The 24367-nt window shown below is 72.1% G+C and carries 21 protein-coding genes; 4 read left to right on the top strand and 17 right to left on the bottom strand.

Features of this window, described 5'->3' with window-relative positions; all coding sequences use genetic code 11:
- Nucleotides 1-160: 160 nt before the first annotated feature.
- The 8 genes from AF335_RS22965 to AF335_RS36450 all read right to left on the bottom strand — a co-directional run bounded on the left by AF335_RS22965 (nt 161) and on the right by AF335_RS36450 (nt 8426).
- Nucleotides 161-1120, bottom strand: a complete 960-nt coding sequence (locus AF335_RS22965; RefSeq protein WP_102920325.1) for a helix-turn-helix domain-containing protein — start codon at nt 1118-1120, stop codon at nt 161-163.
- A gap of 60 nt (nt 1121-1180) precedes the next feature.
- Nucleotides 1181-2311 (bottom strand): ATP-grasp peptide maturase system methyltransferase, encoded by a 1131-nt coding sequence (tgmC, locus tag AF335_RS22960; protein WP_102920324.1) that lies wholly within the window; start codon nt 2309-2311, stop codon nt 1181-1183.
- A complete protein-coding gene (locus AF335_RS22955; protein WP_102920323.1) occupies nt 2308-2763 on the bottom strand; it encodes an ATP-binding protein in 456 nt (151 codons plus the stop codon). The genes tgmC and AF335_RS22955 overlap by 4 nt, the downstream gene beginning before the upstream one ends.
- 300 nt (nt 2764-3063) lie before the next feature.
- A complete protein-coding gene (locus AF335_RS22950) occupies nt 3064-4317 on the bottom strand; it encodes a helix-turn-helix domain-containing protein (RefSeq protein ID WP_170127787.1) in 1254 nt (417 codons plus the stop codon).
- A gap of 239 nt (nt 4318-4556) precedes the next feature.
- Nucleotides 4557-5741, bottom strand: a complete 1185-nt coding sequence (locus AF335_RS22945) for a helix-turn-helix domain-containing protein (protein WP_102920321.1) — start codon at nt 5739-5741, stop codon at nt 4557-4559.
- A gap of 110 nt (nt 5742-5851) precedes the next feature.
- The gene (locus tag AF335_RS22940) at nt 5852-6220 is read right to left on the bottom strand and encodes a holo-ACP synthase (RefSeq protein ID WP_102920320.1); all 369 of its coding nucleotides are present in this window, start codon (nt 6218-6220) and stop codon (nt 5852-5854) included.
- Nucleotides 6217-8064 carry a glutamine--fructose-6-phosphate transaminase (isomerizing) gene (gene glmS, locus AF335_RS22935; RefSeq protein ID WP_102920319.1) on the bottom strand — a complete coding sequence of 616 codons (1848 nt, stop codon included), beginning with the start codon at nt 8062-8064 and terminating at the stop codon, nt 6217-6219. Before glmS ends, AF335_RS22940 begins: the two co-directional genes overlap by 4 nt.
- Before the next feature lie 47 nt (nt 8065-8111).
- Nucleotides 8112-8426, bottom strand: a complete 315-nt coding sequence (locus AF335_RS36450) for a hypothetical protein (RefSeq protein ID WP_170127785.1) — start codon at nt 8424-8426, stop codon at nt 8112-8114.
- Nucleotides 8427-8617: 191 nt separating this feature from the next.
- On the opposite strand from AF335_RS36450, the gene coaA reads away from it, so the two are divergent.
- A complete protein-coding gene (gene coaA, locus AF335_RS22925; protein WP_102920317.1) occupies nt 8618-9613 on the top strand; it encodes a type I pantothenate kinase in 996 nt (331 codons plus the stop codon).
- Nucleotides 9614-9714: 101 nt separating this feature from the next.
- Here coaA and glmM read toward each other — a convergent pair whose 3' ends face one another.
- From glmM to AF335_RS22905, 4 genes are all read right to left on the bottom strand, one after another.
- Entirely contained in the window at nt 9715-11073 is a 1359-nt protein-coding gene (glmM, locus tag AF335_RS22920) for a phosphoglucosamine mutase (RefSeq protein WP_102920316.1), read from the bottom strand.
- 190 nt (nt 11074-11263) lie between these two features.
- On the bottom strand, nt 11264-11779 hold the full coding sequence (gene rpsI, locus AF335_RS22915) for a 30S ribosomal protein S9 (RefSeq protein WP_102920315.1): 516 nt from the start codon (nt 11777-11779) through the stop codon (nt 11264-11266).
- A 43-nt stretch (nt 11780-11822) separates the two neighbouring features.
- Nucleotides 11823-12269 (bottom strand): 50S ribosomal protein L13, encoded by a 447-nt coding sequence (gene rplM / locus AF335_RS22910; protein ID WP_087927586.1) that lies wholly within the window; start codon nt 12267-12269, stop codon nt 11823-11825.
- A 500-nt stretch (nt 12270-12769) separates the two neighbouring features.
- Entirely contained in the window at nt 12770-14389 is a 1620-nt protein-coding gene (locus AF335_RS22905) for an ABC-F family ATP-binding cassette domain-containing protein (protein WP_102920314.1), read from the bottom strand.
- Between the two features lie 56 nt (nt 14390-14445).
- Between AF335_RS22905 and AF335_RS22900 the strand changes: the two genes are divergently transcribed.
- Entirely contained in the window at nt 14446-15381 is a 936-nt protein-coding gene (locus AF335_RS22900) for a hypothetical protein (RefSeq protein WP_228773401.1), read from the top strand.
- 198 nt (nt 15382-15579) lie between these two features.
- Here AF335_RS22900 and AF335_RS22895 read toward each other — a convergent pair whose 3' ends face one another.
- On the bottom strand, nt 15580-16362 hold the full coding sequence (locus AF335_RS22895; RefSeq protein WP_146045605.1) for a hypothetical protein: 783 nt from the start codon (nt 16360-16362) through the stop codon (nt 15580-15582).
- Between the two features lie 140 nt (nt 16363-16502).
- On the opposite strand from AF335_RS22895, the gene AF335_RS22890 reads away from it, so the two are divergent.
- A complete protein-coding gene (locus AF335_RS22890; protein ID WP_102920311.1) occupies nt 16503-18701 on the top strand; it encodes a glycosyltransferase in 2199 nt (732 codons plus the stop codon).
- Between the two features lie 162 nt (nt 18702-18863).
- Complete coding sequence (locus tag AF335_RS22885; RefSeq protein WP_102920310.1) at nt 18864-20993, top strand: glycosyltransferase family 4 protein; 2130 nt, start codon at nt 18864-18866, stop codon at nt 20991-20993.
- A 205-nt stretch (nt 20994-21198) separates the two neighbouring features.
- On the opposite strand, the gene truA is transcribed toward AF335_RS22885, so the two are convergent.
- From truA to rpsK, 4 genes are all read right to left on the bottom strand, one after another.
- On the bottom strand, nt 21199-22053 hold the full coding sequence (gene truA / locus AF335_RS22880; RefSeq protein ID WP_102920309.1) for a tRNA pseudouridine(38-40) synthase TruA: 855 nt from the start codon (nt 22051-22053) through the stop codon (nt 21199-21201).
- An 85-nt stretch (nt 22054-22138) separates the two neighbouring features.
- Nucleotides 22139-22603 carry a 50S ribosomal protein L17 gene (rplQ, locus tag AF335_RS22875; protein WP_030368392.1) on the bottom strand — a complete coding sequence of 155 codons (465 nt, stop codon included), beginning with the start codon at nt 22601-22603 and terminating at the stop codon, nt 22139-22141.
- Between the two features lie 164 nt (nt 22604-22767).
- Complete coding sequence (locus AF335_RS22870) at nt 22768-23790, bottom strand: DNA-directed RNA polymerase subunit alpha (protein WP_004946635.1); 1023 nt, start codon at nt 23788-23790, stop codon at nt 22768-22770.
- Between the two features lie 147 nt (nt 23791-23937).
- Complete coding sequence (gene rpsK / locus AF335_RS22865; RefSeq protein WP_003956432.1) at nt 23938-24342, bottom strand: 30S ribosomal protein S11; 405 nt, start codon at nt 24340-24342, stop codon at nt 23938-23940.
- Between the last annotated feature and the right edge of the window lie 25 nt (nt 24343-24367).

Here is a 24367-nt window from a genome sequence, read left to right as displayed (position 1 = left end):
CCCTCCTGGCCTCCGCCTCACTGAGCGCGGCGCTGACGATACGCCAGTTCAGGGGCGGGTGTGGGGGGATCGGAGGGGGACGGCGGGGCGGATCGGGAAGCGGGGGACGGGCCGGTGACGGGCGGAATCGGAAACTCCGCCCGCCACCCCCGTCGGCGGATCACCCCTCGGCGCGCCCCCCGACCCCACTGGCCCGCAGCCCGGCGATCAGCCACTTCACGGCCGGGCCCATGCCGGGCGTCTCCGGCCGGCCGTTGACGACGGCGACGAGCCGCCAGTACCGCTCGTACCGCGAGTCATCGCCGATCTCCAGCCGCTCCAGCAGCCACTCCCGGTACTCCGGCCCGTCCTCGCGGCCGGACAGCTCGGCGCTCCGCCGGACGAGCTCGTCGACGACGGGCCGGGCTTCCTCGCTCGCCGGGTCGATCCCGGCCGCGCGGGCCGCGTCCGTCCGGGCCCGCATGATGTCGGCCAGCTTCCGGGTCTCCTCCGGGCCCGGCCGCCCGACCTCCTCGGCGGCCCGGACCTGATCCTCGGCGGCCCGCCGCATCCCGGCGCGGAACCCGTCGTCCTGGACGAGCTCGGCCAGTTCCACCCAGGCGGCGACCTGCTCCGGGGCCGGGTCGTCCGGGAGTACGGGTACGGAGCCGCGCATCGCCGTCATGAACGCGTCGTCGGCGCCGACGCCTTCGAAGGCGTGGTCGATGAAGTCGTGGATCAGGCGGCGGCGTTCCCGGTCCGAGAGATTCGCGAGCTTGTGCATGAGTTCCGTCTCCTCAGGTGTGGCCCCGCGTCCGGCGACGGCTCTCAGCACGGCCCGGCGCAGCCGCAACGTGCGGATCTGCACCTCCAGCGCCTCGGCGTGCGCCGCCGCGACCTCGGTGACGGTGATCTCGCGCTCCAGCACACGCCGGATGTCCACGAGCCCGACGCCGAGGTCGCGCAGCGTCCTGACGAGGCCGAGGCGGGCGAGCGCCTCCTGACCGTAGAGCCGGTAGCCCGCGGGGGTACGGGCGGTCGGCGGCACCACTCCGGCATCGGACCAGAACCGGATGGTCTTGACCGTGAGCCCGGTCAGCCGGGCCAGCTCGCCGATGGAATGGAGGGCGTCGTCGTCCATGTCCGCCACCTTGGGGTCTCCCTCGGCTGGAGGGTCAAGCGTAGGCGGCGACCAGGGCTCTTACCGGGCGGTCGGCCAGGCGATGGTCTGCTCGTCGGGGGTCACGGTGATCTCGAAGCGCTCCAGCCCGGGGGCGCCGTCCGCCCGCCAGCGCCCGAGGTGCTCCTCGACCGCGTCCCAGAGCCGCGCGGGCCCGCCCTGCCTCACGAGCCACCGTCCGCCCTCTTCCCGCAGAGCCGCCCAGGCTCCGGCGGCCACGTCGAGGAGTACGTGTTCCGTGTGCCCTTCCCGGTCAAGGGTGATGTGCTGCGCACGGGGGCAGGCGAGCTGGGCGACGAAACGAGCGGTCCAGTCGTCCAGGGCGGACGGGGTGGTACGGGCGGGACGCTCGTCGCCGTCACCGAGGTCGGGCAGCATGCCCAGCGGCGGCGGCGACTGCGGCCTGGCCAGCATGAAGGAGATCTGCCCGCCGAGGAACCGGCCGGTCGCGGTGTGGTCCTCGGTGACGGTGAGCCGTACGAGCTCGGACGCGTGCATCCACCCGCCGACCGTGACCAGCACCTCCCCGCCGGGACGAGTCTGCGCCAGCCAGTCGGCCAGCACCGTATGCACACCGCAGGTAGCGATCACTCGGTCGTACGGTCCACCGTCCTCGTACCCCGCCAGACCGTCGCCGACCACCCGGGTGGGCCGGAATCCGGCACTCGCCAGCGCCACTCCGGCGCGGGCGGACACCTCCGCGTCGACGTCCACGGTGACCACGTCGCCCTCGCCGACGACACGGCACAGCAGGGCTGTCGAGTAGCCCGTACCCGTACCGATCTCCAGCACCCGCGTCCCCTCGGCGGCTCGCAGGTCTTCGAGCATCCGCACGACCAGACTCGGCAGGGTGGACGACGACGAGGGAACCGACGCGATGCGGCCGTCGACCTGATCAGGGAAGACTCCCCCTGCCACCTGGGTCACGAGGGTGTCGTCCTCGTAGACCCTCGCGAGTCCGGCGGCCGAGCCCGCGGATGCCGACCGGTACCAACCGCCTTCTTCGTACTCGAACCAGCCGCGCGAGAGGAACGCCTCACGGGGGACGGACAGCACCGCCGCTCCGCACGCGGAGGATCGCAGCACGCCGCGCTCGGACAGCTGCCGCCCTAGGCCGGCCCGTAGGTGTTCCGAGCTCTGGGGGTCAGTCATGCCTGGTCGCTCCGTTCTCTCCCGCCGTCACGCAGCTCGAACCACACCCGCTTGCCCACGAGGTCCAGCCCGTCCCACACCCACGTCACCCCCGACGCGTGCGCCAGCCGCCGTACGAGGCCGAGCCCCCGGCCGCCTTCCCCCGCGGACTGCGGGCCGCGCGGCCACGGCGGCCGGGCGGGGTCGTCGTCCCGTACGGCCACGACGACGCACTCCTCGTCGACGGTCATCTCGACGCTGAGTTCGGGCACGCGCGCGTGCCGCACGACGTTCGCCACGGCGTCGGACACGCAGATCCGGGCATCCTCGATCAGCGGCCGCCGCTCCGCCGCGACGAGGGCGGCCGTGACGAAGTCCCGGGCGAGCCGGGCGGTGGCGGGGCTGGTGGGGGCGACCATCCGGTAGTTCTCCTGCCGGACGGGCACGGCGACGGCACCGGGGCTCGCGCTCATCGGGCCTCCCCCGTCCCGTACGTCATGTTGATCCCGTGCGCCCCGATCACCAGACGCGGTACGGGTACGCCGTCCGGCGTGGGTGCCGCTCCCCGTTCCGTCCTGAAGCCGAAATGGGCTCTCGCCCAGAGGGTGATCCGGCGGCTAAGGTCTCGCATGTCGACGCTCCTTGTAAGCGTGGGCCACGCCCCCGGGCCGTTCACGCGGTCGCGGGGGACTTTGCTGACCTCGCAAGCCTGCCGCCGCCCGGCCGCGGGAAGTTGCACCGATCTGTGCAACCTCCCGGCGTGACTTCCAGGGTCAGACGCCGACCCACTCGGCGAAGTGCGCCAGGGTCCCCCGGCTCTGCCGCTCGCGCTTCCGGAGCTGCACGACGGTCTCCCTCACCTGCGGGTGATAGCGCGTCTGCTGAGGGGCCACGCGCTGGGCGTCCAGCAGGCTGCGGAACGCCGCGTCGTCCTGCCCCGTCCACAAGTGCGAGCGCGCCAGGTCGATGTGCACCTGCCCGGCCCGCATGGCGGGCCACCCCTGGGGGATCTTGAGCGAACGGCCGACCCGCACCGCCTGGGCGTGGTCGTTCTGATCTGCCAGGGCGGAGATGCGGTGCGCCGCCACGTTGGTCGGTCCGAACACGTACCAGTGCACGCCCCGCTCCCGGAAGCCGATCCGGTCCGGCGCCACGGCCTCGGGAGGGTCGGAGCCGAGCCAGCGAGCCGGTGTCACGTCCCCGGTGCGCCGCGCGAACCGCTCGGCCTCCTCCAGATGTCCCCGCGCCGCGTCCGCCTCGCCGCACCGGACGTCAAGCAGGGCGGCCGCCAGGTTCATCTGCCCCATCACCGCGTCCCGTTCAAGCCCTTCAGCGGCGTCCTCCACGTACCTGACCCCCATCGCGTGCAGGCGCTTGCCGGTCGCGAACTCGCCCGAGCGCAGGCAGGCGATGGCGTGCATCCACTTCGCCATCGCCGCCAGCGAAGGATCCTGAGCGCGCTCGCACGCGTACTCCGCCCGGCCGGCGGCCAGGAGCGAAAGGTCGTGGAACCCGAACTTAGCCGCGACGTTGAACGCCACCCGGTCCAGCCCGCCCAGCAGGGCCCACGCCCGGGGATCGCCGGTGGCGTGGGCCACGGCGATCGCCTCCACCATCAGAGCGGGCAGATCCGCCGCGGCCTTCCGGAGATCGGTCTCGTGTACGAGCAGGCAGATACGGTCGCGATCGTCGGCCAGTTGTTCCAGCGGGCGGGGCCGGACGCTCGGGTCGTGGCCGAGGTTGTGCACATTCAGAGCCTCCCTGATGGGCTGGATCAGCAGATCCAGCTGATCACGCCGCAACTCGTCGAGGTAGGGCTGCCCCAGCAGGTCGGCGGGCATCACACCCAGGCCGCGCGCGCAAGCTGCGACGAGCTCGGGCGACGCGGGCCGCTGCCCACACTCCACCTTCGACAGCAGCGACTTGGAGACATGGGCCCGCATCGCCAGCCCTTGCTGAGTGAGCCCCCGGTCCGCGCGCCGTTCCGCGATCCGCGCGCCGATGTACTTGTCAATCTCGTCGGGCATACTGAGCTCCGTTCTGACTTCGACACTCGGAACGGTACTCCCGGCACAGCCGGGAGAAAGGCGAACGGCCCCCGGTTCGGGGGCCGTTCGTCGCATCGGCGAATGCACACCACCCGATCGCAATCAGCACCGCTCAGCAGGGCACGCCACGGCGTCGCCCATCTTCTCCATCTGCGCTGCGGCAAGACCGGAACCATCAGTCCTCACCGATACCCTCAGGCCCACGCGTCACCCAACCGTCACACCCGCAGCCATGACCCGAAGTTGGCGAACGATTCCGGCATCCGGCGTCGCGCCGACTCCAGCCCCGCATACGTCTCCCGTACCGTCGGGTGGTAGCGCGTCTGCTGCGGCGCCAGCTTGCGCGCCTGTCGGAGGCTCCCGAAGGCGGCGTCCGTCCGGCCGGTCCACATCTGGGCGCGGGCCATCTCGGAGCAGTGGTGGGCCTGCCTCGACGGGGGCCAGTTCTTGGGGATCGGCGTCTCCTCCGCCACACGCAGGGCCTCCGGGTAACGGTCCAGCTCGGCGAGGACGCTCACGCGATGGACGCCGACGTTCGTCGGCCCGAACGAGAGCCAGTGCACCTCCTCCGCCGCCCCCGTCCGCTCCGCCAGGCGCCGCGCCTCGTCGAGGTGCCCCTCGGCGGTGCCCTCGTCCTTGTCGCGGCCGGCCAGGACGGCGGCGCCCAGGTGGAGCTGCCCGGTCACCACGTCGCGCACCCGGCCCGCGTCCGCCTGCTCCAGGGTGGCCATCCCCAGCCGCACCAGCCGCTCGCCCGTCCGGTAGTCGGCGGCGCGCAGATAGGCCAGGGCCCGCAAGTACTGCCGCATCCCGGCCAGGACCGGGTCCGAGGCGCGCTGGGCCGCCCAGTCCAGCCGGTCCAGCGCGACCGTGCAGAGGTCGAAGAATCCGAGCTTGGTCGTCACGTCGTAGGCCGTGCGGTACGTGCTGGCCAGCACCCGCCAGTGGGGCCCGCCGCCGGATGCGTGCGCGGCGGTCGTCGCCTCGTGGATCAGGCCGGGCAGCTCGGCCGCGACCTGCTTGATGTGCGCCACGCGCACCAAGGCGCACAGCCTCTCGGCGTGGGCCTCCAACTCGTCGACGGGGCGGGGCGCCACGTCCGGGTCGGGCCCGAGGTCGTAGATGTTCAGCGCCTCGCGGATCGGCTGGATCAGGCCGTCCAGCTGCTCATGGCGCAACTCGTCGAGATACGGCTGCCCGGTCAGCTCGGCGACGGGCACGGAGAGGGCCCGGGCCAGGGCTCCGGTCACCGACGGGCTCGACGGCAGGACGCCCTGCTCCACCTTGGTGAGCGTGCTGTAGGAGACGTGCGAGAGGTCGGCCAACTCGCGCTGCGTCAGCCGGCGCGCTTTGCGCGCGTGCGCGACCCGCGCGCCGGTGTGTTCGCCGAAATACGGGGGCATACTGAGCTCCGTTCTGACTCGACACCAGAACGGTACCCCTGCCCTGTGACAGGGACGGGTGAACGTCCCACGCAGCGTGGGCCGTTCACCCTGGCACGCGCGGCCCCGCGCTACCGCTCCGCGATCACCACAGCGGAAGCGACCCCCGCGTCATGGCTCAGCGACACATGCCAAGACGTCACCCCCAGCTCCTTCGCCCGAGCAGCCACCGTCCCCGTCACCACCAGCCGCGGCTGCCCGCTGCTCTCCGTCGTGACCTCGGCGTCCGTCCAGAGCAGATTCCCCGGAGCACCCAGCGCCTTGGCCACAGCCTCCTTCGCGGCGAAGCGGGCCGCCAGGGAGGCGATGCCCCGGCGCTCACCGCTCGGGAGGTACAGCTCGCGTTCCAGGAACAGGCGTTCGGCCATGGCGGGGGTGCGCCGGAGGGCCGCGTCGAAGCGGTCGATCTCGGCGACGTCGATGCCGACTCCCACGATCATTCGACCGTCACCGACTTCGCCAGGTTGCGCGGCTGGTCGACCTCGTTGCCGCGGGCCGTGGCCAGCTCGCAGGCGAAGACCTGCAGCGGCACGGTGGCGACCAGCGGCTGGAGCAGGACGGGCGTCGCGGGGATCTCGATCAGGTGGTCGGCGTACGGGCGGACCGCCTCGTCGCCGCGCTCGGCGATGACGATCGTACGGGCGCCCCGGGCGCGGATCTCCTGGATGTTGGAGACGATCTTGTCGTGCAGGACCGAGCGGCCCCGGGGGGACGGGACGACGACGACCACGGGCACGTCGTGCTCGATCAGGGCGATCGGGCCGTGCTTGAGCTCGCCCGCCGCGAAGCCCTCGGCGTGCATGTACGCCAGCTCCTTGAGCTTGAGGGCGCCCTCCAGGGCCACGGGGTAGCCGACGTGCCGGCCGAGGAAGAGGACGGTGTTCTTGTCGACCAGGGAGCGGGCCAGCTCGCGCACCGGCTCCATGGTCTCCAGGACCTCCTCCACCTGCGTGGCGATCTCGGAGAGCTCACGGATCACCGAGACGATCTCGTCGCCCCACTTGGTGCCGCGCACCTGGCCCAGGTACAGGGCGACCAGATAGCAGGCCACCAGCTGGGTGAGGAACGCCTTCGTGGAGGCCACGGCGACCTCGGGGCCCGCGTGCGTGTACAGGACGGCGTCCGACTCCCTCGGGATCGTCGAGCCGTTCGTGTTGCAGATCGCGAGGACCTTCGCGCCCTGCTCGCGGGCGTGCCGCAGGGCCATCAGGGTGTCCATGGTCTCGCCGGACTGGCTGATGGCGATCACCAGCGTCCGCTGGTCCAGGATCGGGTCCCGGTAGCGGAACTCGCTCGCCAGCTCCGTCTCGCACGGAATGCGGGTCCAGTGCTCGATGGCGTACTTGGCGATCATCCCGGCGTGGTACGCCGTGCCGCACGCCACGATGACGACCTTGTCGACCTCGCGCAGTACGGAGGCGGGGATGCGCACCTCGTCCAGCGACAGCGACCCCGCCGCGTCGATGCGGCCCAGCAGGGTGTCCGCGACCGCCTTCGGCTGCTCGGCGATCTCCTTGAGCATGAAGTAGTCGTAGCCGCCCTTCTCGGCGGCCGAGGCGTCCCAGTCCACGTGGTACGCGCGGACGTCGGCGGGCGCGCCGTCGAAGTCCGTGACGGTGACGCCGTCCCGGCGGGCCTCGACGACCTGGTCCTGGCCGAGCTCGATCGCCTCCCGGGTGTGCGCGATGAAGGCGGCGACGTCGGAGGCGAGGAACGCCTCGCCGTCGCCGACGCCGACCACGAGCGGGGAGTTGCGGCGGGCGCCGACGACCACGTCCGGCTCGTCGGCGTGCACCGCGACCAGCGTGAACGCGCCCTCCAGGCGGCGGCACACCTGCCGCATGGACTCGGCGAGGTCGCCGCAGGAGGAGAAGGACTCCGCCAGCAGATGGGCGACGACCTCGGTGTCGGTCTCGGACTCCAGGCCGTGGCCCCGCTCCGCGAGCTCCGCGCGCAGCTCCGCGAAGTTCTCGATGATGCCGTTGTGGACGACCGCGACCCGGCCCGCGTTGTCGAGGTGCGGGTGGGCGTTGGTGTCGGTGGGACCGCCGTGGGTGGCCCAGCGGGTATGGCCGATGCCCGTGGGGCCGGAGGGCAGCGGCCGGTCCGAGAGTTCCTTCTCCAGGTTGGCGAGCTTGCCCGCCTTCTTCGCCGAGGCGAGCCCGCCGTCGGCCAGGACCGCCACCCCGGCCGAGTCATAGCCGCGGTACTCCAGCCGCCGCAGCCCTGCCAATACGACGTCGAGGGCGCACTGCCCTCCCACATAGCCAACGATTCCGCACATGCGCAGCAGCGTACGGCTCAGGCCCCGCCCGAGGTGCCACCAATGGCTCAACGGCCCCGTTCGATGCGGTCGATGGCCTCCTGGACCAGCTCCAGGTACTCGACCTCCTCGCAGCGCGGCTTGCTGCCCAGCTCGTAGCGGTCCAGGCAGTCGTCGAGGTCCTGGCCCAGGTCCTCGTCCGGCAGCTCCGCGCTCAGCTCACCGCACACCTGTGCGGCGAAGTCCTCGCGGGGCCGGCGGCCGCGCACGGCGCCGCGCGGGCGGGCGCGGCCTTCCGCGCAGCCCGGTAGGGCCGCCGGGCGGCGGCGATCACGGCAGACGAGCCTGCGTACGGCGGCACGGACGGTAAGGATGACCAACACGGCGTCCCCAGCATGGTGCGGCGGTCAGGAGGCAGGGACGCTAGTACTGACCGGCCAGTAGGTACAGAGCCCTCGGGGAACTTCACCTTCTGGAGTTGCCTGGAACCGCACGAGCCACACAAACCGCACAAGAACGCCCTCACCCAGCACCCGGAAGTGAGCACTGAGCGTCACCCGCGCACAATGGGCCCGTGCCGACCACCACAGAGCAGCCGCAGCACCGCCGCCGCGCCGACTCGTCCCCGTACGTGGACCTGACGCGTACGGAATGGAGCGCGCTGCGCGAGAACACCCCGCTGCCGCTGACCGCCGACGAGGTCGAGCGGCTGCGCGGGCTCGGCGACGTGATCGACCTCGACGAGGTCCGCGACGTCTACCTGCCGCTGTCCCGCCTGCTGAACCTCTACGTCGGCGCGACCAGCCAACTGCGCGGCACGCTGAACACCTTCCTCGGCGAGGCCGGCGACCGGGGCCACGGCTCGCAGCCGGGCACCCCCTTCGTCATAGGCGTCGCGGGCAGCGTCGCGGTCGGCAAGTCGACCACCGCCCGTCTCCTCCAGGCACTGCTGGCCCGCTGGCCCGAGCACCCGCGCGTGGAGCTGGTCACCACGGACGGCTTCCTGCTGCCCAACGCCGAGCTGCACCGCCGCGGCCTGATGTCGCGGAAGGGCTTCCCCGAGTCCTACGACCGGCGCGCCCTGACCCGCTTCGTCGCGGATGTGAAGGCGGGCCGCGACGAGGTCTCCGCGCCCGTCTACTCCCACCTGATCTACGACATCGTGCCCGGCGAGCGGCTGACCGTGCACCGCCCGGACATTCTGATCATCGAGGGCCTGAACGTCCTCCAGCCGGCGCTGCCGGGCACCGACGGCCGCACCCGCGTCGGGCTCGCCGACTTCTTCGACTTCAGCGTGTACGTGGACGCCCGCGCCGAGGACATCGAACGCTGGTACTACGAGCGCTTCAAAAAGCTCCGGAAGACCGCCTTCCAGGACCCCGACTCGTACTTCCGCAGGTACACCCAGGTCTCCGAGGAGGAGGCCATGGACTACGCGCACCGGAACTGGCGGACCATCAACAAGCCCAACCTGCTGGAGAACGTGGCGCCGACGCGCGGCCGGTCCAACCTGATCCTGCGCAAGGGCCCCGACCACAAGGTGCAGCGGCTCTCCCTGCGCAAGCTCTGACGCCCGCGGGCACACACGCGGGCACACAACACGGGCACACACGCGCGCCGCCCCGCCCGGAAGCGGTTCCGGGCGGGGCGGCGCGTCGTTACAGCCCGGGGCTACCCCAGGGCGGACTTCACGACGTCGGCGAGGCGCTGCGCGATCGTGCGCGCCTGCTCGATGTCGGCGGCCTCCACCATGACGCGGACGAGCGGCTCGGTGCCGGAGGAGCGCAGCAGCACCCGGCCGGTGGAGCCCAGCTCGCGCTCGGCGGTCTCGACGGCCTCGGTGAGCTCGGGCGAGGACGTAACCCGGGTCTTGTCGACGTCGCGGACGTTGATCAGGACCTGCGGCAGCCGCTCCATGACGCCGGCCAGGTCGGCCAGGGACCGGCCGGTGGCGGAGACCCGGGCGGCCAGCATCAGGCCGGTCAGGGTGCCGTCGCCGGTCGTGGCGTGGTCGAGGACGATGACATGGCCGGACTGCTCGCCGCCGAGGGCGTAGCCGTGGGCCTTCATCTCCTCCAGGACGTAGCGGTCGCCGACGGCGGTCTCGACGAAGTCGACGCCCTCGCGCTCCATGGCCAGCTTGAAGCCCAGGTTGGACATCACGGTGGCGACGACGGTGTTCTTGCGCAGCGCGCCGGACTCGCGCATGGCGAGGGCCAGGACGGCCAGGATCTGGTCGCCGTCGACCTCGTTGCCCTTGGCGTCCACGGCCAGGCAGCGGTCGGCGTCACCGTCGTGGGCGACGCCCAGGTCCGCGCCGTGCTCGACGACGGCGTGCCGCAGCTTCTCCAGGTGGGTGGAGCCGCACTCGTGGTTGATGTTGAGACCGTCGGGCTCGGTGCCGATCGTGACGACCTCGGCGCCGGCCCGCGCGAACGCCTCCGGGGAGACCCGGGCGGCCGCGCCGTGGGCGCCGTCGATGACGACCTTGAGGCCGTCGAGGCGGTTGGGCAGTACGCCGATCAGGTGGGCGACGTAGTTGTCGAAGCCCTGGTCGTAGTCGCGGACACGGCCGACGCCGGCGCCCGTGGGCCGGTCCCAGGGCTCGCCGGAGGCGTGCGAGCGGTAGGTCTGCTCGATCCGGTCCTCAAGCTCGTCGGCGAGCTTGTGACCGCCGCGGGCGAAGAACTTGACACCGTTGTCCGGCATGGCGTTGTGGCTCGCGGAGAGCATCACGCCGAGGTCCGCGCCGAGCGCCCCCGTGAGGTACGCGACGGCCGGCGTGGGCAGCACGCCCACCCGCAGGACGTCGACGCCGGCGCTGGCGAGCCCGGCCACCACGGCGGCCTCCAGGAACTCCCCGGACGCGCGCGGATCTCGCCCGACGACGGCCACGGGGCGGTGGCCCTCGAACGTACCCGCCTCGGCGAGCACATGCGCCGCGGCGACCGACAGGCCGAGCGCGAGCTCAGCCGTCAGATCGGCGTTGGCGACGCCGCGCACACCGTCCGTACCGAAGAGTCGTCCCACTGGTGTCCTCCGAAAAACGCGGTACGGGTCCCGCGAGCGGGCCCCCGCACATCAAGGTGTCGAGTCCGGGACCGGAGCGTTGCAGCCGGATACATCCAGGTATACGCCCCGTGCCGCCGATAGCCGAACGCCCCGGCGGGCACGGAGCGTGCCGCCGGGGCGTTCGAGCAATAGCAGCGAAGCCGCTTGTTTAGCGCTTGCTGTACTGCGGGGCCTTACGGGCCTTCTTGAGACCGGCCTTCTTGCGCTCGACCGCGCGGTCGTCGCGGCTCAGGAAGCCGGCCTTCTTCAGCGGGCCGCGGTTGTTGTCCACGTCCGCCTCGTTCAGGGCGCGGGCCACACCGAGGCGCAGGGCGCCGGCCTGGCCGGACACGCCGCCACCCGCGATGCGGGCGATGACGTCGTAGCGGTCGTCGAGCTCGAGCACCTTGAAGGGCTCGTTGACTTCCTGCTGGTGCACCTTGTTGGGGAAGTAGTCCTCAAGGGTGCGACCGTTGATCTTCCACTTGCCGGAGCCCGGAACGATCCGGACGCGGGCGATGGCGTTCTTGCGACGGCCCAGGCCGGCGGCCGGCTGCGGGTCACCGAAACGGGAAGCCAGCGACTCGGAGGTGTACTCCGACTCGACGACCTCGGTCTCGGTGGTGTACTCCTCGACGCCAACCTCGTCGTCGATGACGGGGGTCTCGGCGGTGGTCTCAGCCACGATTCTCCTCAGATACTTTCTGTCTGGTCGGCGGTGGCCGGGACTAGCCCTGCTTGACCTGGGTAATCTCGAACGGGACGGGCTGCTGGGCGGCGTGCGGGTGCTCGCTGCCCGAGTAGACCTTCAGCTTCGAGAGCATCTGACGGCCGAGGGAGTTCTTGGGAACCATGCCCTTGATGGCCTTCTCGACAGCCTTCTCGGGGCTCTTGTCGAGCAGCTCGTCGTAACGAACGGCACGGAGACCACCCGGGAAGCCGGAGTGGCGGTACGCCAGCTTCTGGGTCTTCTTGTTGCCGGACAGGTGAACCTTGTCGGCGTTGATGATGATGACGAAGTCACCCATGTCCATGTGCGGGGCGTACACGGGCTTGTGCTTGCCACGCAGGAGGTTGGCGGCCTGAGAGGCCAGACGGCCCAGGACAACGTCCTGCGCGTCAATGATGTGCCACTGGCGCTGGACATCGCCGGGCTTGGGGCTGAACGTACGCACGGTCGTAGCCTTCGCTTCTTCGAGTGGGGTCTCCCCAGGCCCGTGAGGGCTGAGGGGACGGGTCCTGACACGGTCCTCCGGACGGACAGACCACCCTGGCGACGGTCCGGGGACGCAACCCGGACACGCACCGGCGGAATGTCGACCGACGGACAAGCGTAAGGGCCCCTCGCGTGAGAACGACTAGCCAATACGCATAACGAACTCGTAGAGTACCGGCCGCGTGCGGGCTGGGTCAAAACATGGTCCCACTAGTCGCCTCGGGCGGCGAGCCCACGGGCCGCGGCACCGCGCTGACCTGCGGGGGCAAGGTTTTCCCCTCGCTCGCGGCCGCCACGGGGAGGCACCCCGGACGCCGCAGGGGAGCCCCAGGGCACTACGGGGAGCCCCCGGAGGGGAGCCCCCGGAGGGGAGCCCCCGGAGGGGAGCCCCGGACGCCGGGGGGGGCACCCGGCCGCACCCGAGAGCACCCCGACGCGCCGCAGGACCCCCGCGCCGCCCTACCGCTTACGGGCCACCCGGCCCTCGTCCCACACCGGCTCCGGCACCTCCCGCACCAGCCCGTCCGCGCCGAAGACCACGAACCGGTCGAAGGACCGCGCGAACCAGCGGTCGTGCGTGACGGCCAGCACGGTCCCCTCGTACGCCTCCAGCCCCTCCTGGAGCGCCTCCGCGCTCTCCAGGTCAAGGTTGTCCGTCGGCTCGTCCAGGAGCAGGGCCGTGGTGCCGGCCAGCTCCAGGAGCAGGATCTGGAAGCGCGCCTGCTGGCCGCCCGACAATTTCTCGAAGCGCTGGTCGCCCTGCTTCTCCAGCTCGTACCGGCGCAGCACGGACATCGCGGCGCCCCGGTCCTTCGCGTGCTCCGTCCACAGGATGTCGACCAGCGTGCGGCCCAGCAGCTCGGGGTGGGCGTGGGTCTGGGCGAAGTGCCCGGCCACGACCCGCGCGCCCAGCTTCCAGGCGCCCGTGTGCGCGACGCCGTCACCGGCGAGCAGCCGCAGGAAGTGGGACTTCCCCGAGCCGTTCGAGCCGAGGACCGCGACCCGCTCGCCGTAGAAGACCTCCAGGTCGAACGGCTTCATCAGCCCCGTGAGCTCCAGCCCCTCGCAGGTCACGGCGCGCACGCCGGTGCGCCCGCCGCGCAGCCGCATCCGGATGTCCTGCTCGCGCGGCGGCTCCGGCGGCGGCCCGGCCTCCTCGAACTTCCGCAGCCGGGTCTGGGCCGCGGCGTAGCGGGAGGCCATCTCATGGCTGACCGCGGCGGCCTGCCGCAGATTGATCACCAGCTTCTTCAGCTGGACGTGCTTCTCGTCCCAGCGGCGGCGCAGCTCCTCGAAACGGGCGAAGCGCTCCTTACGGGCCTCGTGGTACGTGGCGAAGCCGCCGCCGTGCACCCAGACGTCGCTGCCGGCCGGGCCGGGCTCGACGCTGATGATCTTCTCGGCGGCACGGGCCAGCAGCTCGCGGTCGTGGGAGACGAAGAGGACGGTCTTCTTCGTCTCGCGCAGCTTCTCCTCCAGCCAGCGCTTGCCGGGGACGTCCAGATAGTTGTCCGGCTCGTCGAGCAGCAGCACCTCGTCCGTACCGCGCAGCAGCGACTCCAGCACCAGCCGCTTCTGCTCACCGCCGGAGAGGGTGCGGACCTGGCGCCACTGCGCCTTGTCGTAGGGGACGCCGAGCGCGGCCGTCGTGCAGATGTCCCAGACGGTCTCCGCCTCGTACCCCCGGGCCTCGGCCCAGTCGGAGAGGGCCTGGGCGTACGCCATCTGCGCGGCCTCGTCGTCCCTCTCCATGATCGCGGCCTCGGCCTCGTCGACCGCCCTCGCGGCCTCCCGGATACGCGGCTGGGCCACGGAGACCAGCAGGTCGCGAACCGTGCGGTCGTCCCGGACCGACCCCACGAACTGCGGCATCACACCGAGGCCGCCCGTGACCGAAACGGAGCCGCCATGCGGCTGGAGCTCGCCCGCGATCAGGCGGAGCAGGGTCGTCTTGCCCGCGCCGTTCGCGCCGACGAGGGCCACCGCGGCGCCCTCCCCGACCCGGAACGAGACGTCGCCGAGCAACACCCGTCCGTCGGGAAGGTAGTACTCCAGATGTGCCGCGTCCACGTGTCCCATGAGAGGGATTGTCGCCGCCGCCCGGGCCCCCGACCAACCCGATTACGATGCACGCCATGAGCTTTGGGCAGGGAGGGCCGCAGGGGGCCCCGGGGGATCCCCATCAGCCGATACCGCCGCAGTGGGGCCCGCCTCCGCCGCAGCCGCCCGCCCCCTGGGGGCCCGGTGTCCCCGGCGCGGCGACCGGCGCGCCGCAGACACCCGACTGGGCGGCGCTCGCGGACGACACCGCCCACCGGGGCCGGCGCCGCAGGCTGCTCTTCGTGGGCGGCGGAGTGCTGGCCGCGGGCGCCGTCGCGGCGATCGTGGCGACGGCCGTGGCCTCCTCGGGCGGCGGCGGGAAGACGACGGCCGCCCCGAGCGCCCAGGCGTCCCCGGAGCCGTCCTTCTCCAAGGTCGCGCCGCCGCCCCCGCCGAACCCGAGCGAGTTCATAGCCAGCGCCGAGAAGGACAAGGCGCCGCTGAGCACGAAGACGCTCTTCCCGCACTCCAGGCCGGTCCTCGACAAGCGCAAGTACAAGCGCGTGGCCACGGCGACCACGACGGACTGCGCCTCGGCCACCCAGGGCGGCCTCGGCTCCGTCCTCACCGACAACGGCTGCCGCGAGCTGCTGCGCGCGACGTACGTACGGGACGGGGTCGCGGTCACGGTCGGCGTCGCCGTCTTCGACACGAAGGCCGCGGCGGACAAGGCGAAGGAGCAGTCGACGGGGAACGTCTCCTCCCTGTCGGGCGACGACACCCCGGACTTCTGCCGCGGGGCGGCGTGCCGCCTCACGGCGAACGCGGAGGGGCGCTACGCGTACTTCACGGTGGCGGGCTACACCAGCGGGAAAGCCGTCGGCGAGGACGACAAGGAGGCCCTGACGGCGGGCCGGGACGTGGCGGACTACACGTTCCGCCGCATCAGGGCGAGAGCGGACCAGCAGGCGAAGGCATCGGTGGCGTCCCCGGCCCCGAGCGCGACCCCGGGCAGGCAGAAGCAGGCGTAGGGCGGCGGGGGGGTGCCCTGCGGGCGGCTTTGTCCCCACCCCGCCCCTTCCCGAACCGGGGCTCCGCCCCGGACCCCGGTCCTCAATCGCCGGACGGGCTGAAATCAGCCCGTCCGGCGATTGAGGACATTCGGGAAGGGGCGGGTAGGGGAAAAAGCCCCGCGCAGCGGCACCCCCTACCCCACACTGTCCCCCGCCTCACCCCCTCCCCCGGCCCCCGGACCCCGGCGGAGGCGCCACCGTAGGCGCCTTCCGTTCCGCCCCCTCCACCTTCGCCACCTGCGCCCGCACCAGCTCCGGCGGGATCTCCACGTCCTCCGGGTCCGACAGGCTCGTCGCGAAGAACATCGCCAGCGTGCTGCCGGACCGCACCACCGTGATCAGGCTCGGGGCCCGCTCCGCCGCGTTCTCCAGGCGGTACGCCACCGCCTCGTCCCCCAGCTCCGGCGCCGGCAGCGACCGCACCGACGCGAACTCCTGCGGCTCGCCCTCGCCCGTACGCATCCCGAAGCCGTCGGCGCACGCCTCGGCCGCCGACCGGAGGCCCCGGAGCGTGGCGGCCGCGCCGTCCCGCGCGTATGTGGAGACCCGGATCATGCCCATCAGACCCTCGAAGTCCAGGCCCTCCCCCGCCTTGGCGAAGGTGTTCACCACGGACGCCGCCGGCCGGGGCCGCGGCTGCGAGCCCAGCACGTCGACCAGCGGGCGGCACGGCGCCCGGTCCGTGCCCGGCCGGCCGCCGCCCGCCGCGCTCTCGCCCGCCTTCTCGATCTGGAAGCCGGGCACCTCGCGCGCCCCGAGCTCGACGTGCTTCAGCTGGGCCGGGCTGAGCACCCGCACGGCGTCGCGCGCGTCCTTTCCCTCGCCCCGGACCCCGCCCGCACGCCCGGACCTGCCGGTTCCGTCCGCGCCGCCACCGCCACCGCACCCGGCGGTCAGCCCGAGGGCCACGACCGCGGAGACCGTCACCATCGCCTTCACGCTTCCACCCTCCCAGCGCTCCCGGAGTCCGTCCGCTCGCCACGCCCGGAAGCACGGTTACCCTCTGAACGGCTGTCCGATACAACCGGCAGGGGAGGGGTCGGCGTGGCGTTCCTGGAGCTCCGCCCGTCCACACGCTCATGAAGATCGCGCTTCTCGTCCACGACTCCTACGGAGCCGGGGGCACCGTCCGCGCCACCACCGGCCTCGCGAGCGCGCTGGCCGCCCGGCACGAGGTGGAGCTCGTCTCCGTCTTCCGGAGCGCGGACGCCCCCGGGCTGCCCCCGCACCGCCGGGTCCGGCTGACGTCCCTGATCGACGTCCGCCGGGACGCGCCGGGCTCCGAGAACGACAACGAGCTCCAGCACCAGCCCAGCGCCGTGCTGACCGGCGCCGAGGGCTCGACCCGGATGTTCACCCGCCTCGCCGACCTCCGGATCACCCAGTACCTCCAGGCCACCGACGCGGACGTGGTGATCGCCACCCGCCCCGGCCTGATCGGCTACCTCGCCCGGGCCGCGGACGACCGCCGGGGCGGCCCGGAGAACCCGGGGCCCGCCTTCCTGCGGCTGGCCCACGACCACCTGACATACGACGCCCACGACGCGGAGGTCCGCGCCGCGCGCGACACGGCGATCGCCCGGCTGGACGGCTTCCTCACGGTCACCGAACAGGACGCCACCGCCTACCGGGCCCGGCTGCCCAGGCTCCCGCGCCTGGTCCGGTGCCTGCCCAACGTCGTGCCCGCCCCCGACGTCGAACCGTCCGACGGCACCTCCCGGATCGTCGTCGGCGTCGGCCGCCTCGTCCCGGCGAAACGTTTCGACCTACTGATACGCGCCTTCGCGGCAATGTCCGCGGAGCGCCCCGGCTGGTCCCTGCGGATCTACGGGCGCGGCCCCGACCGGGCCCGGCTGCGCGCCCTCGTCGAAGCGCTCGGGCTGAGCGACCGCGCCTTCCTGATGGGCCCGCACCCCACCACCGAGACCGAGTGGGCCAAGGCCGCCATCGGCGTCTCCGCCTCCGACGCCGAGTCCTTCGGCCTCACCGTCGTCGACGCCATGCACTGCGGTGTCCCCGTGATCTCCACCGACTGCCCCGTGGGCCCCCGGGAACTGATCACCCACGGGGTCGACGGCGTCCTCGTACCCGTGGCCGACGAAGCGGCCCTCGCCACCGCTCTCGCCGCGCTCGCCGACGACCCGGCCCGGCGCGCCGACCTCGGCACCGCCGCCCGCGCCACCGCCCGCCACTACACCCCGGACCGCATCGCCGAGCGCTTCGAACAGATCGTCCGGGAGCTCCGCCCCGAGCTGCTGCCCCCGCCGCCCGCGCCCCGGCCCGCGGCCGACCCCAAGGCCGCCCCCGCACCCGCGCTCGCCCTGCGCCGCACGGCCGCCCGCATCGTCCGCCCGCTGCGCCGCAGGCCCGAACCCCCTGCACCCGCGCCCACGCCGCTCCCCACGGCCCCCACGCCACTCAAGCCGCTGCGCCCCCGGGCCGCCGCCCGCGCGACCCCGGACGGCGGACTCGCCGTCCGGCTGCCCCGCGCCGGGCTCGGCGGCGAACACCTGACCCTCGTGGCGCAGCTGCGCGGCACCGAGGGCACCGCGCCCGGACAGCGCGTCGAGCTGCCCCTCCGGCGCCCGGAGGCCGGCCGGGGCCCGTACACCGCCGTCCTCGACCGGGCCGCCACCCCGCTCGCCGAGGGCCGCTGGGACTTCTACGTCGAGCGCGCCGACGACCGCACGCGCGCCCGCGTCCGCAGCACGCTCGTCGAACAGGCCCGGCTGCTGAACCTCGCCCTGGCCGCCGACGCCGCACAGGTCACCGCCTGGGTGCCCTACACCACCGCCGCGGGCTCCCTCACGCTCCGCACCTGGCACCGGCCCGCACACGCCGAACTCGACATGATCCACGTCGGCGCGGACTCCCTCACGGTCGCCGCCACCCTGTACGGCGCGGCCGCCCCGCTGCCGCCGGGCACCGCCGTCACGCTCGTCGCCGTGTCGCCCCTGGACAGCGCCTACGACATCGAGCTGCCGGCCGCCGTCCAGGACCCCTGGCGGCTGCGCGCGACCCTGCCCTACCCGCTCCTCCTCGGCCGGCGCGGCACCGCGCGCGACGTCTGGCCGCTGCGGCTGCGGCTCTCCCCCGGCGGCCCGCTGGTCCCGCTCGGCCGCCTCGCGGGCGACAGCGTGGACCGCAAGCGCACCGACGTGCAGCCCGCCCGTACCCTGGAGCACGCGATCCGCGGCCCCGTGGCCGTACGACCCGTGTTCGATCCCGAGAACGATCTCACCCTTGACGTACGGGATGTGACTCAAGCCACAATGTAGGCTTCGCAGGCAACCGAAATCCCGCCCAAGGGTCTTAACCGACGGATCGGACCGCACCCGACGTAGACAAGTCCCGTGGTGATCCCAGAGGGACGACCCGGACACCCAGGCCCAGGGGGAAGGACGGACGCGACGCCCGAGACGCGCCGCGCAGACACCGCCATGAAGATCTCTTTCCTGTTGCAGAACGCCTACGGCATCGGCGGCACGATCCGCTCCACGTTCAACGTCGCCGGCGCGCTCGCCGCCCGGCACGACGTGGAGATCGTGTCGATCCACCGCACCGGCGGCACGCCCAAACTCCCCCTGGACCGCAAGGTCAAGCTGGTCCACCTGATCGACCAGCGCGCCGACACCGGCGCCGACCGGGACAACCCCCTGCTCCAGCAGGACAGCACCCACATCCCGCCGGTCGAGGCCAAGGGCGCGCACTTCAGCGCCCTCACCGACAAGCGCGTCGCGGAGCACCTCGCCCGCACCGACGCCGACGTCGTGATCGCCACCCGCCCCGGCCTGGTGATGTACCTCGCCGAGTTCGGCCAGGACCGCTATCTGAGGATCGGCCAGGAGCACCGGATCTACGGCACCCACGAGCCGAACATCCGCGTCGCCCAGGACCGGGCGATCCCGCACCTGGACGCCCACACCGCCGTCTCCGACGCGGACGCCGCGACCCACCGCGAGCACTTCCCCGGCATCAAGACCAAGCTGATCGCCCTGCCGAACGGCGTCCCGGCCTCCGAGGTCGAGCCCTCCGACGGCAGCGCCAAGCTGGTCGTCGCCGCCGGCCGCCTCATCCCCGTCAAGCGCTACGACCTGCTGGTCAAGGCGTGGGCCACCGTGGCCGCCGCCCGCCCCGACTGGAAGCTGCGCATCTACGGCCGCGGCCCCCAGCAGGCCAAGCTCCGCGAGCAGATCGACCAGCTCGGCCTCAACGACCACATCACCCTCATGGGCGCCCACTCCCCCATCGAGACCGAGTGGGCCAAGGGCTCCATCGCCGCCGTGACCTCCCGCGAGGAGTCCTTCGGCATGACGATCGTGGAGGCCATGAACTGTGGCGTGCCCGTCGTCGCCACCGACTGCCCGCACGGCCCCGGCGAGATCATCAGCGACGGCCACGACGGCCTCCTCGTCACCAACCTCGACAGCGACGCCATCGCCAAGGGCCTGCTGAAGCTCATCGAGGACGACGAGCTGCGGCGCACCATGGGCCGGGCCGCCCTCGTCTCCGCCGAGCGCTACCACCCGGACGCCATCGCCCGCCGCTACGAGGAGCTCATCGCGAGCCTCGGCGGCGACACCGGCGCCACGGCCAAGCCGGCCAAGGCCCCCGCGAGCGGCACCACCGCCGACGCCGAGCCCAAGCCCGCGCCCGTACCGCTGTCGAAGATGCTGCGCCGCACCGCAGGCAAGATCCTCCGGCCGCTCCGCCGGGGCGTCGCCAAGCCGGCCACCCCGCCGGTCAAGGCCGTCCTCAAGGAGATCGTCCGCAAGCCGCTGCGCTGCACCGCCTCCTGCCGCGTCGACGCCGCCGGCAACATCGTCGTCTCCGTCGACCGCAAGGGCCTCTCCGGCGACAAGCTCTCCCTGACGGTCACCCGCCGCAAGGAAGGCAAGCCCGTCGCGGTGCCCCTCCGGGCGCCGGCCGACCCCAAGGGCCCCTGGACGGCCGTCCTCGACCGCCGCGAGCTCAAGCTCGGCGAGGGCCGCTGGGACCTCCACGTCGTCCGCGGCGACGACGGCGCCCGCCGCCGCGTGGTCTCGCACCTCGCCGAGGGCCGCGGCCTGGTGGAGCTGGAGCCCCTGACCGGAGCCCCCTTCACCTGGTGGGTGCCCTACCCGACGGTCGACGGCTTCCTCGCCCTGCGCGCCTGGCACCGCACCGCCCACGCCGAGGCCCGCGCGGTGCGCCAGGACAAGACCACGGTCACGATCGAAGGCACCCTGCACGGCACCGAGTTCACCGCCGACAGCAACCCCGTCGTGGTCGGCACGCCGCGCGTGGACACCGCCGAGAAGATCACGGCCGAGGTCACCGTCGTCGACGAGTCGAGCTTCACGGTCAGCCTGCCGTACGACAAGGTCCGCGCCGCCCGCAGCGTCGGCGACGAGGGCACCATCTGGGACCTGGCCCTGCGCCTGACCCCGGACGGCGAGCCCATCAAGATCGCCCGCCTGATCGGCGACATCGTCGACCGCAACAAGACGGATCTCTATCCGACGGTCGACGGCGTGAAGCCGTACTTCACGGTCAACAGCGACCTCGCGATCAGCGTCCCGGCGTCCTGACGGCCGGAAAAGCGAAAGCCGGGCGGGCCGCTGTGTGCGGCCCGCCCGGCTTCTTCTTTCCACCCCTGAGCGGGCTCGGCGAAGTCCGATGCGGTTCGTGGCGCCCCGAAGGGGCACGGGGCTGCGACATGGTGCGGCTCCGCCGCGTGGGCGCGACCGGCCACGACGCATCCGCGGATGCCTCGCCGGAGTTCCCGCGGAGCGCTCAGCAGCAGCCCGCGCCCGGCAGCGTCCTGCGGTTGCGCGCCTCGCGATTCCGCGCGGCGAGCTCGGAGTCCGCCGGATAGCCGACCTCCTCCAGCGTCAGCCCGTGCGGCCGCACCACGTGCACCGCCGAATCCCGCACGCCCGCGGCCAGCACCTTGCCCGGCCAGTCCACCGGCCGGTGCCCGTCGCCGACGAACAGCAGCGCGCCCACCAGCGAACGCACCATGTTGTGGCAGAAGGCGTCCGCGCGCACGGTCGCCGTGACGATGCCCGACGCGTCGCGCTCCCAACTCAGCTGCTGGAGCGTACGGATGGTCGTCGCACCCTCGCGCTTCTTGCAGTACGCGGCGAAGTCGTGCTCCCCGAGCAGCGCCCTGGACGCGGAGTTCATCGCTTCCACGTCCAACGGCCAGTCGTGCCACAGGACATGACCGCGCAGCAGCGGGTCCACACCGCCGATGTGGTCCGTGACCCGGTAGGCGTAGCGGCGCCAGATCGCCGAGAAGCGCGCGTTGAATCCGGCCGGCGCCTCGGAGATCTTCCACACCCGCACATCGTGCGACAGCCGGCCGGCCAGCCGGCGCAGCAGCTTCTCCTCGTGCTCGGCCCACACCTCGGCCGGCAGGTCGACGTGCGCGACCTGGCCCCGGGCGTGCACCCCGGAGTCCGTACGGCCGGCGACCGTCAGCTCATAGGTCTCGGACGACCGCGTCACCGTACGGAGGGCGGACTCGATCTCGCCCTGCACCGTGCGCAGGCCCGAGCGCTGCTTGGCCCAGCCGGAGAAGTCCTTGCCGTCGTACGACAGATCCAGCCGCACCCGCACAAAGCCGGGCTCAACTTCGTCACTCACCGCGTTTTCCCTCTTTCAGAAAATGCGGGACGGGCCCGCTCCCCCGATGAGGGAACGGGCCCGTCCACTGCACGCATCAGATGCGTCAGGCGTCCTTGGACTCCTCGGCCGGAGCCTCGGCGGCAGCCTCGGACTCCTTGACCGCACGCTTGGTGGCGGCCTCGGCCTCGGCGACGGTCGCCTTCTTGGCGATCTCGCCCTCGACGAGCTCGATCACGGCCATCGGGGCGTTGTCGCCACGACGGTTGCCGATCTTGGTGATACGGGTGTAGCCACCCGGACGCTCGGCGAAGCGCGGGGCGATCTCGGTGAAGAGCACGTGAACGATGCCCTTGTCCGTGATCGTCTGCAGCACCTGGCGACGGTTGTGGATGTCGCCCTTCTTCGCCTTGGTGATCAGACGCTCGGCGACCGGACGAAGGCGACGGGCCTTGGCCTCGGTGGTCGTGATGCGGCCGTGCTCGAAGAGCGACTTGGCGAGGTTCGCCAGCATCAGCTTCTCGTGCGCGGCACCGCCGCCCAGACGGGCACCCTTGGTGGGACGCGGCATGGTGTTTCTCCTAGGTGTCTGCCCCGGCCGTATCAGGTACCGGAGTCAGTATCCGAGCGGGCGGTTGCCCGTCGAAGACCCACGCCCCGTGAGGGGCGCGGGGAACTGCGCGACCAGCCGAAGCCGGACCCGCAGCCAAGATCAGGCCGTAACGGCCCGAGCTCTTAGTACTGCTCGGTCTCCACAAAACCCGCGTCCGCGTCGTCGTCGGCGCCAAAGGCGTCCGCGGCGGCGGTCGGGTCGAATCCGGGCGGGCTGTCCTTGAGGGCCAGGCCCATGCCGGCCAGCTTCGCCTTGACCTCGTCGATCGACTTCGCACCGAAGTTGCGGATGTCGAGCAGGTCGGCCTCGGAGCGGGCGACGAGCTCACCCACGGAGTGGATGCCCTCGCGCTTGAGGCAGTTGTACGACCGAACGGTGAGCTCGAGCTCCTCGATCGGCAGCGCCAGGTCGGCGGCCAGGGCGGCGTCCGTCGGGGACGGGCCCATGTCGATGCCCTCGGCGTCGATGTTGAGCTCGCGGGCCAGACCGAACAGCTCGACCAGGGTCTTACCGGCGGACGCCATGGCGTCGCGCGGGCGCATGGCCTGCTTGGTCTCGACGTCGACGATCAGCTTGTCGAAGTCGGTGCGCTGCTCGACTCGGGTCGCCTCGACCTTGTAGGTGACCTTGAGAACCGGCGAGTAGATGGAGTCGACCGGGATACGGCCGATCTCCTGGCCCACCTGCTTGTTCTGGACGGCGGAGACGTAGCCGCGACCGCGCTCGACGGTCAGCTCCATCTCCAGCTTGCCCTTGGCGTTCAGGGTCGCCAGGACCAGGTCGGGGTTGTGCACCTCGACGCCGGCCGGCGGGGCGATGTCGGCGGCGGTGACCAGACCCGGGCCCTGCTTGCGCAGGTACATCACGACCGGCTCGTCGTGCTCCGAGGAGACGACCAGCTGCTTGATGTTCAGGATGAGGTCGGTGACGTCCTCCTTGACGCCCGGCACGGTGGTGAACTCGTGCAGGACACCGTCGATGCGGATGGACGTGACAGCCGCACCCGGGATCGAGGAGAGGAGCGTACGACGCAGGGAGTTGCCGAGGGTGTAGCCGAAGCCCGGCTCCAGCGGCTCGATCACGAACCGGGAGCGGAACTCGTCGACGACCTCTTCGGTCAGCGAGGGACGCTGAGCGATCAGCATGCGATGAATCCTTCAGTCATGGACACCCACTATTTGATGCCCTGAGGTACTACAAGGGTACGGGCGATACGGCCCCGAGGAGCCGTACCGCCCGTGTGCCGTACGAAGCGGCGCGAAGATGATCAGCGGGCCTCGCGGCCCGACGGATCAGACGCGGCGGCGCTTCGGGGGACGGCAGCCGTTGTGCGGGGTCGGGGTGACGTCCTGGATGGAGCCAACCTCGAGGCCGGTCGCCTGCAGCGAACGGATGGCGGTCTCACGACCGGAACCCGGACCCTTGACGAAGACGTCGACCTTGCGCATGCCGTGCTCCTGCGCGCGACGGGCAGCCGACTCGGCGGCCATCTGCGCGGCGAAGGGGGTGGACTTGCGCGAGCCCTTGAAGCCGACGTGGCCGGCGGAGGCCCAGGAGATCACGTTGCCGGACGGGTCCGTGATCGAAACGATGGTGTTGTTGAACGTGCTCTTGATGTGAGCGTGCCCGTGGGCGACGTTCTTCTTTTCCTTGCGGCGCACCTTCTTGGCAGCGCCCTGACGTCCCTTGGGGGGCATGTCTGACTCCTGAATGGAGGGAGGT

Origin of the sequence: Streptomyces eurocidicus, from assembly GCF_002891295.1 — a bacterium.
In the GTDB taxonomy this organism is placed as follows: Bacteria; Actinomycetota; Actinomycetes; order Streptomycetales; family Streptomycetaceae; genus Streptomyces; species Streptomyces eurocidicus.
The sequence above is the reverse complement of the archived record's forward strand: the minus strand, read 5'-3'. Positions and strand labels throughout refer to the sequence as shown.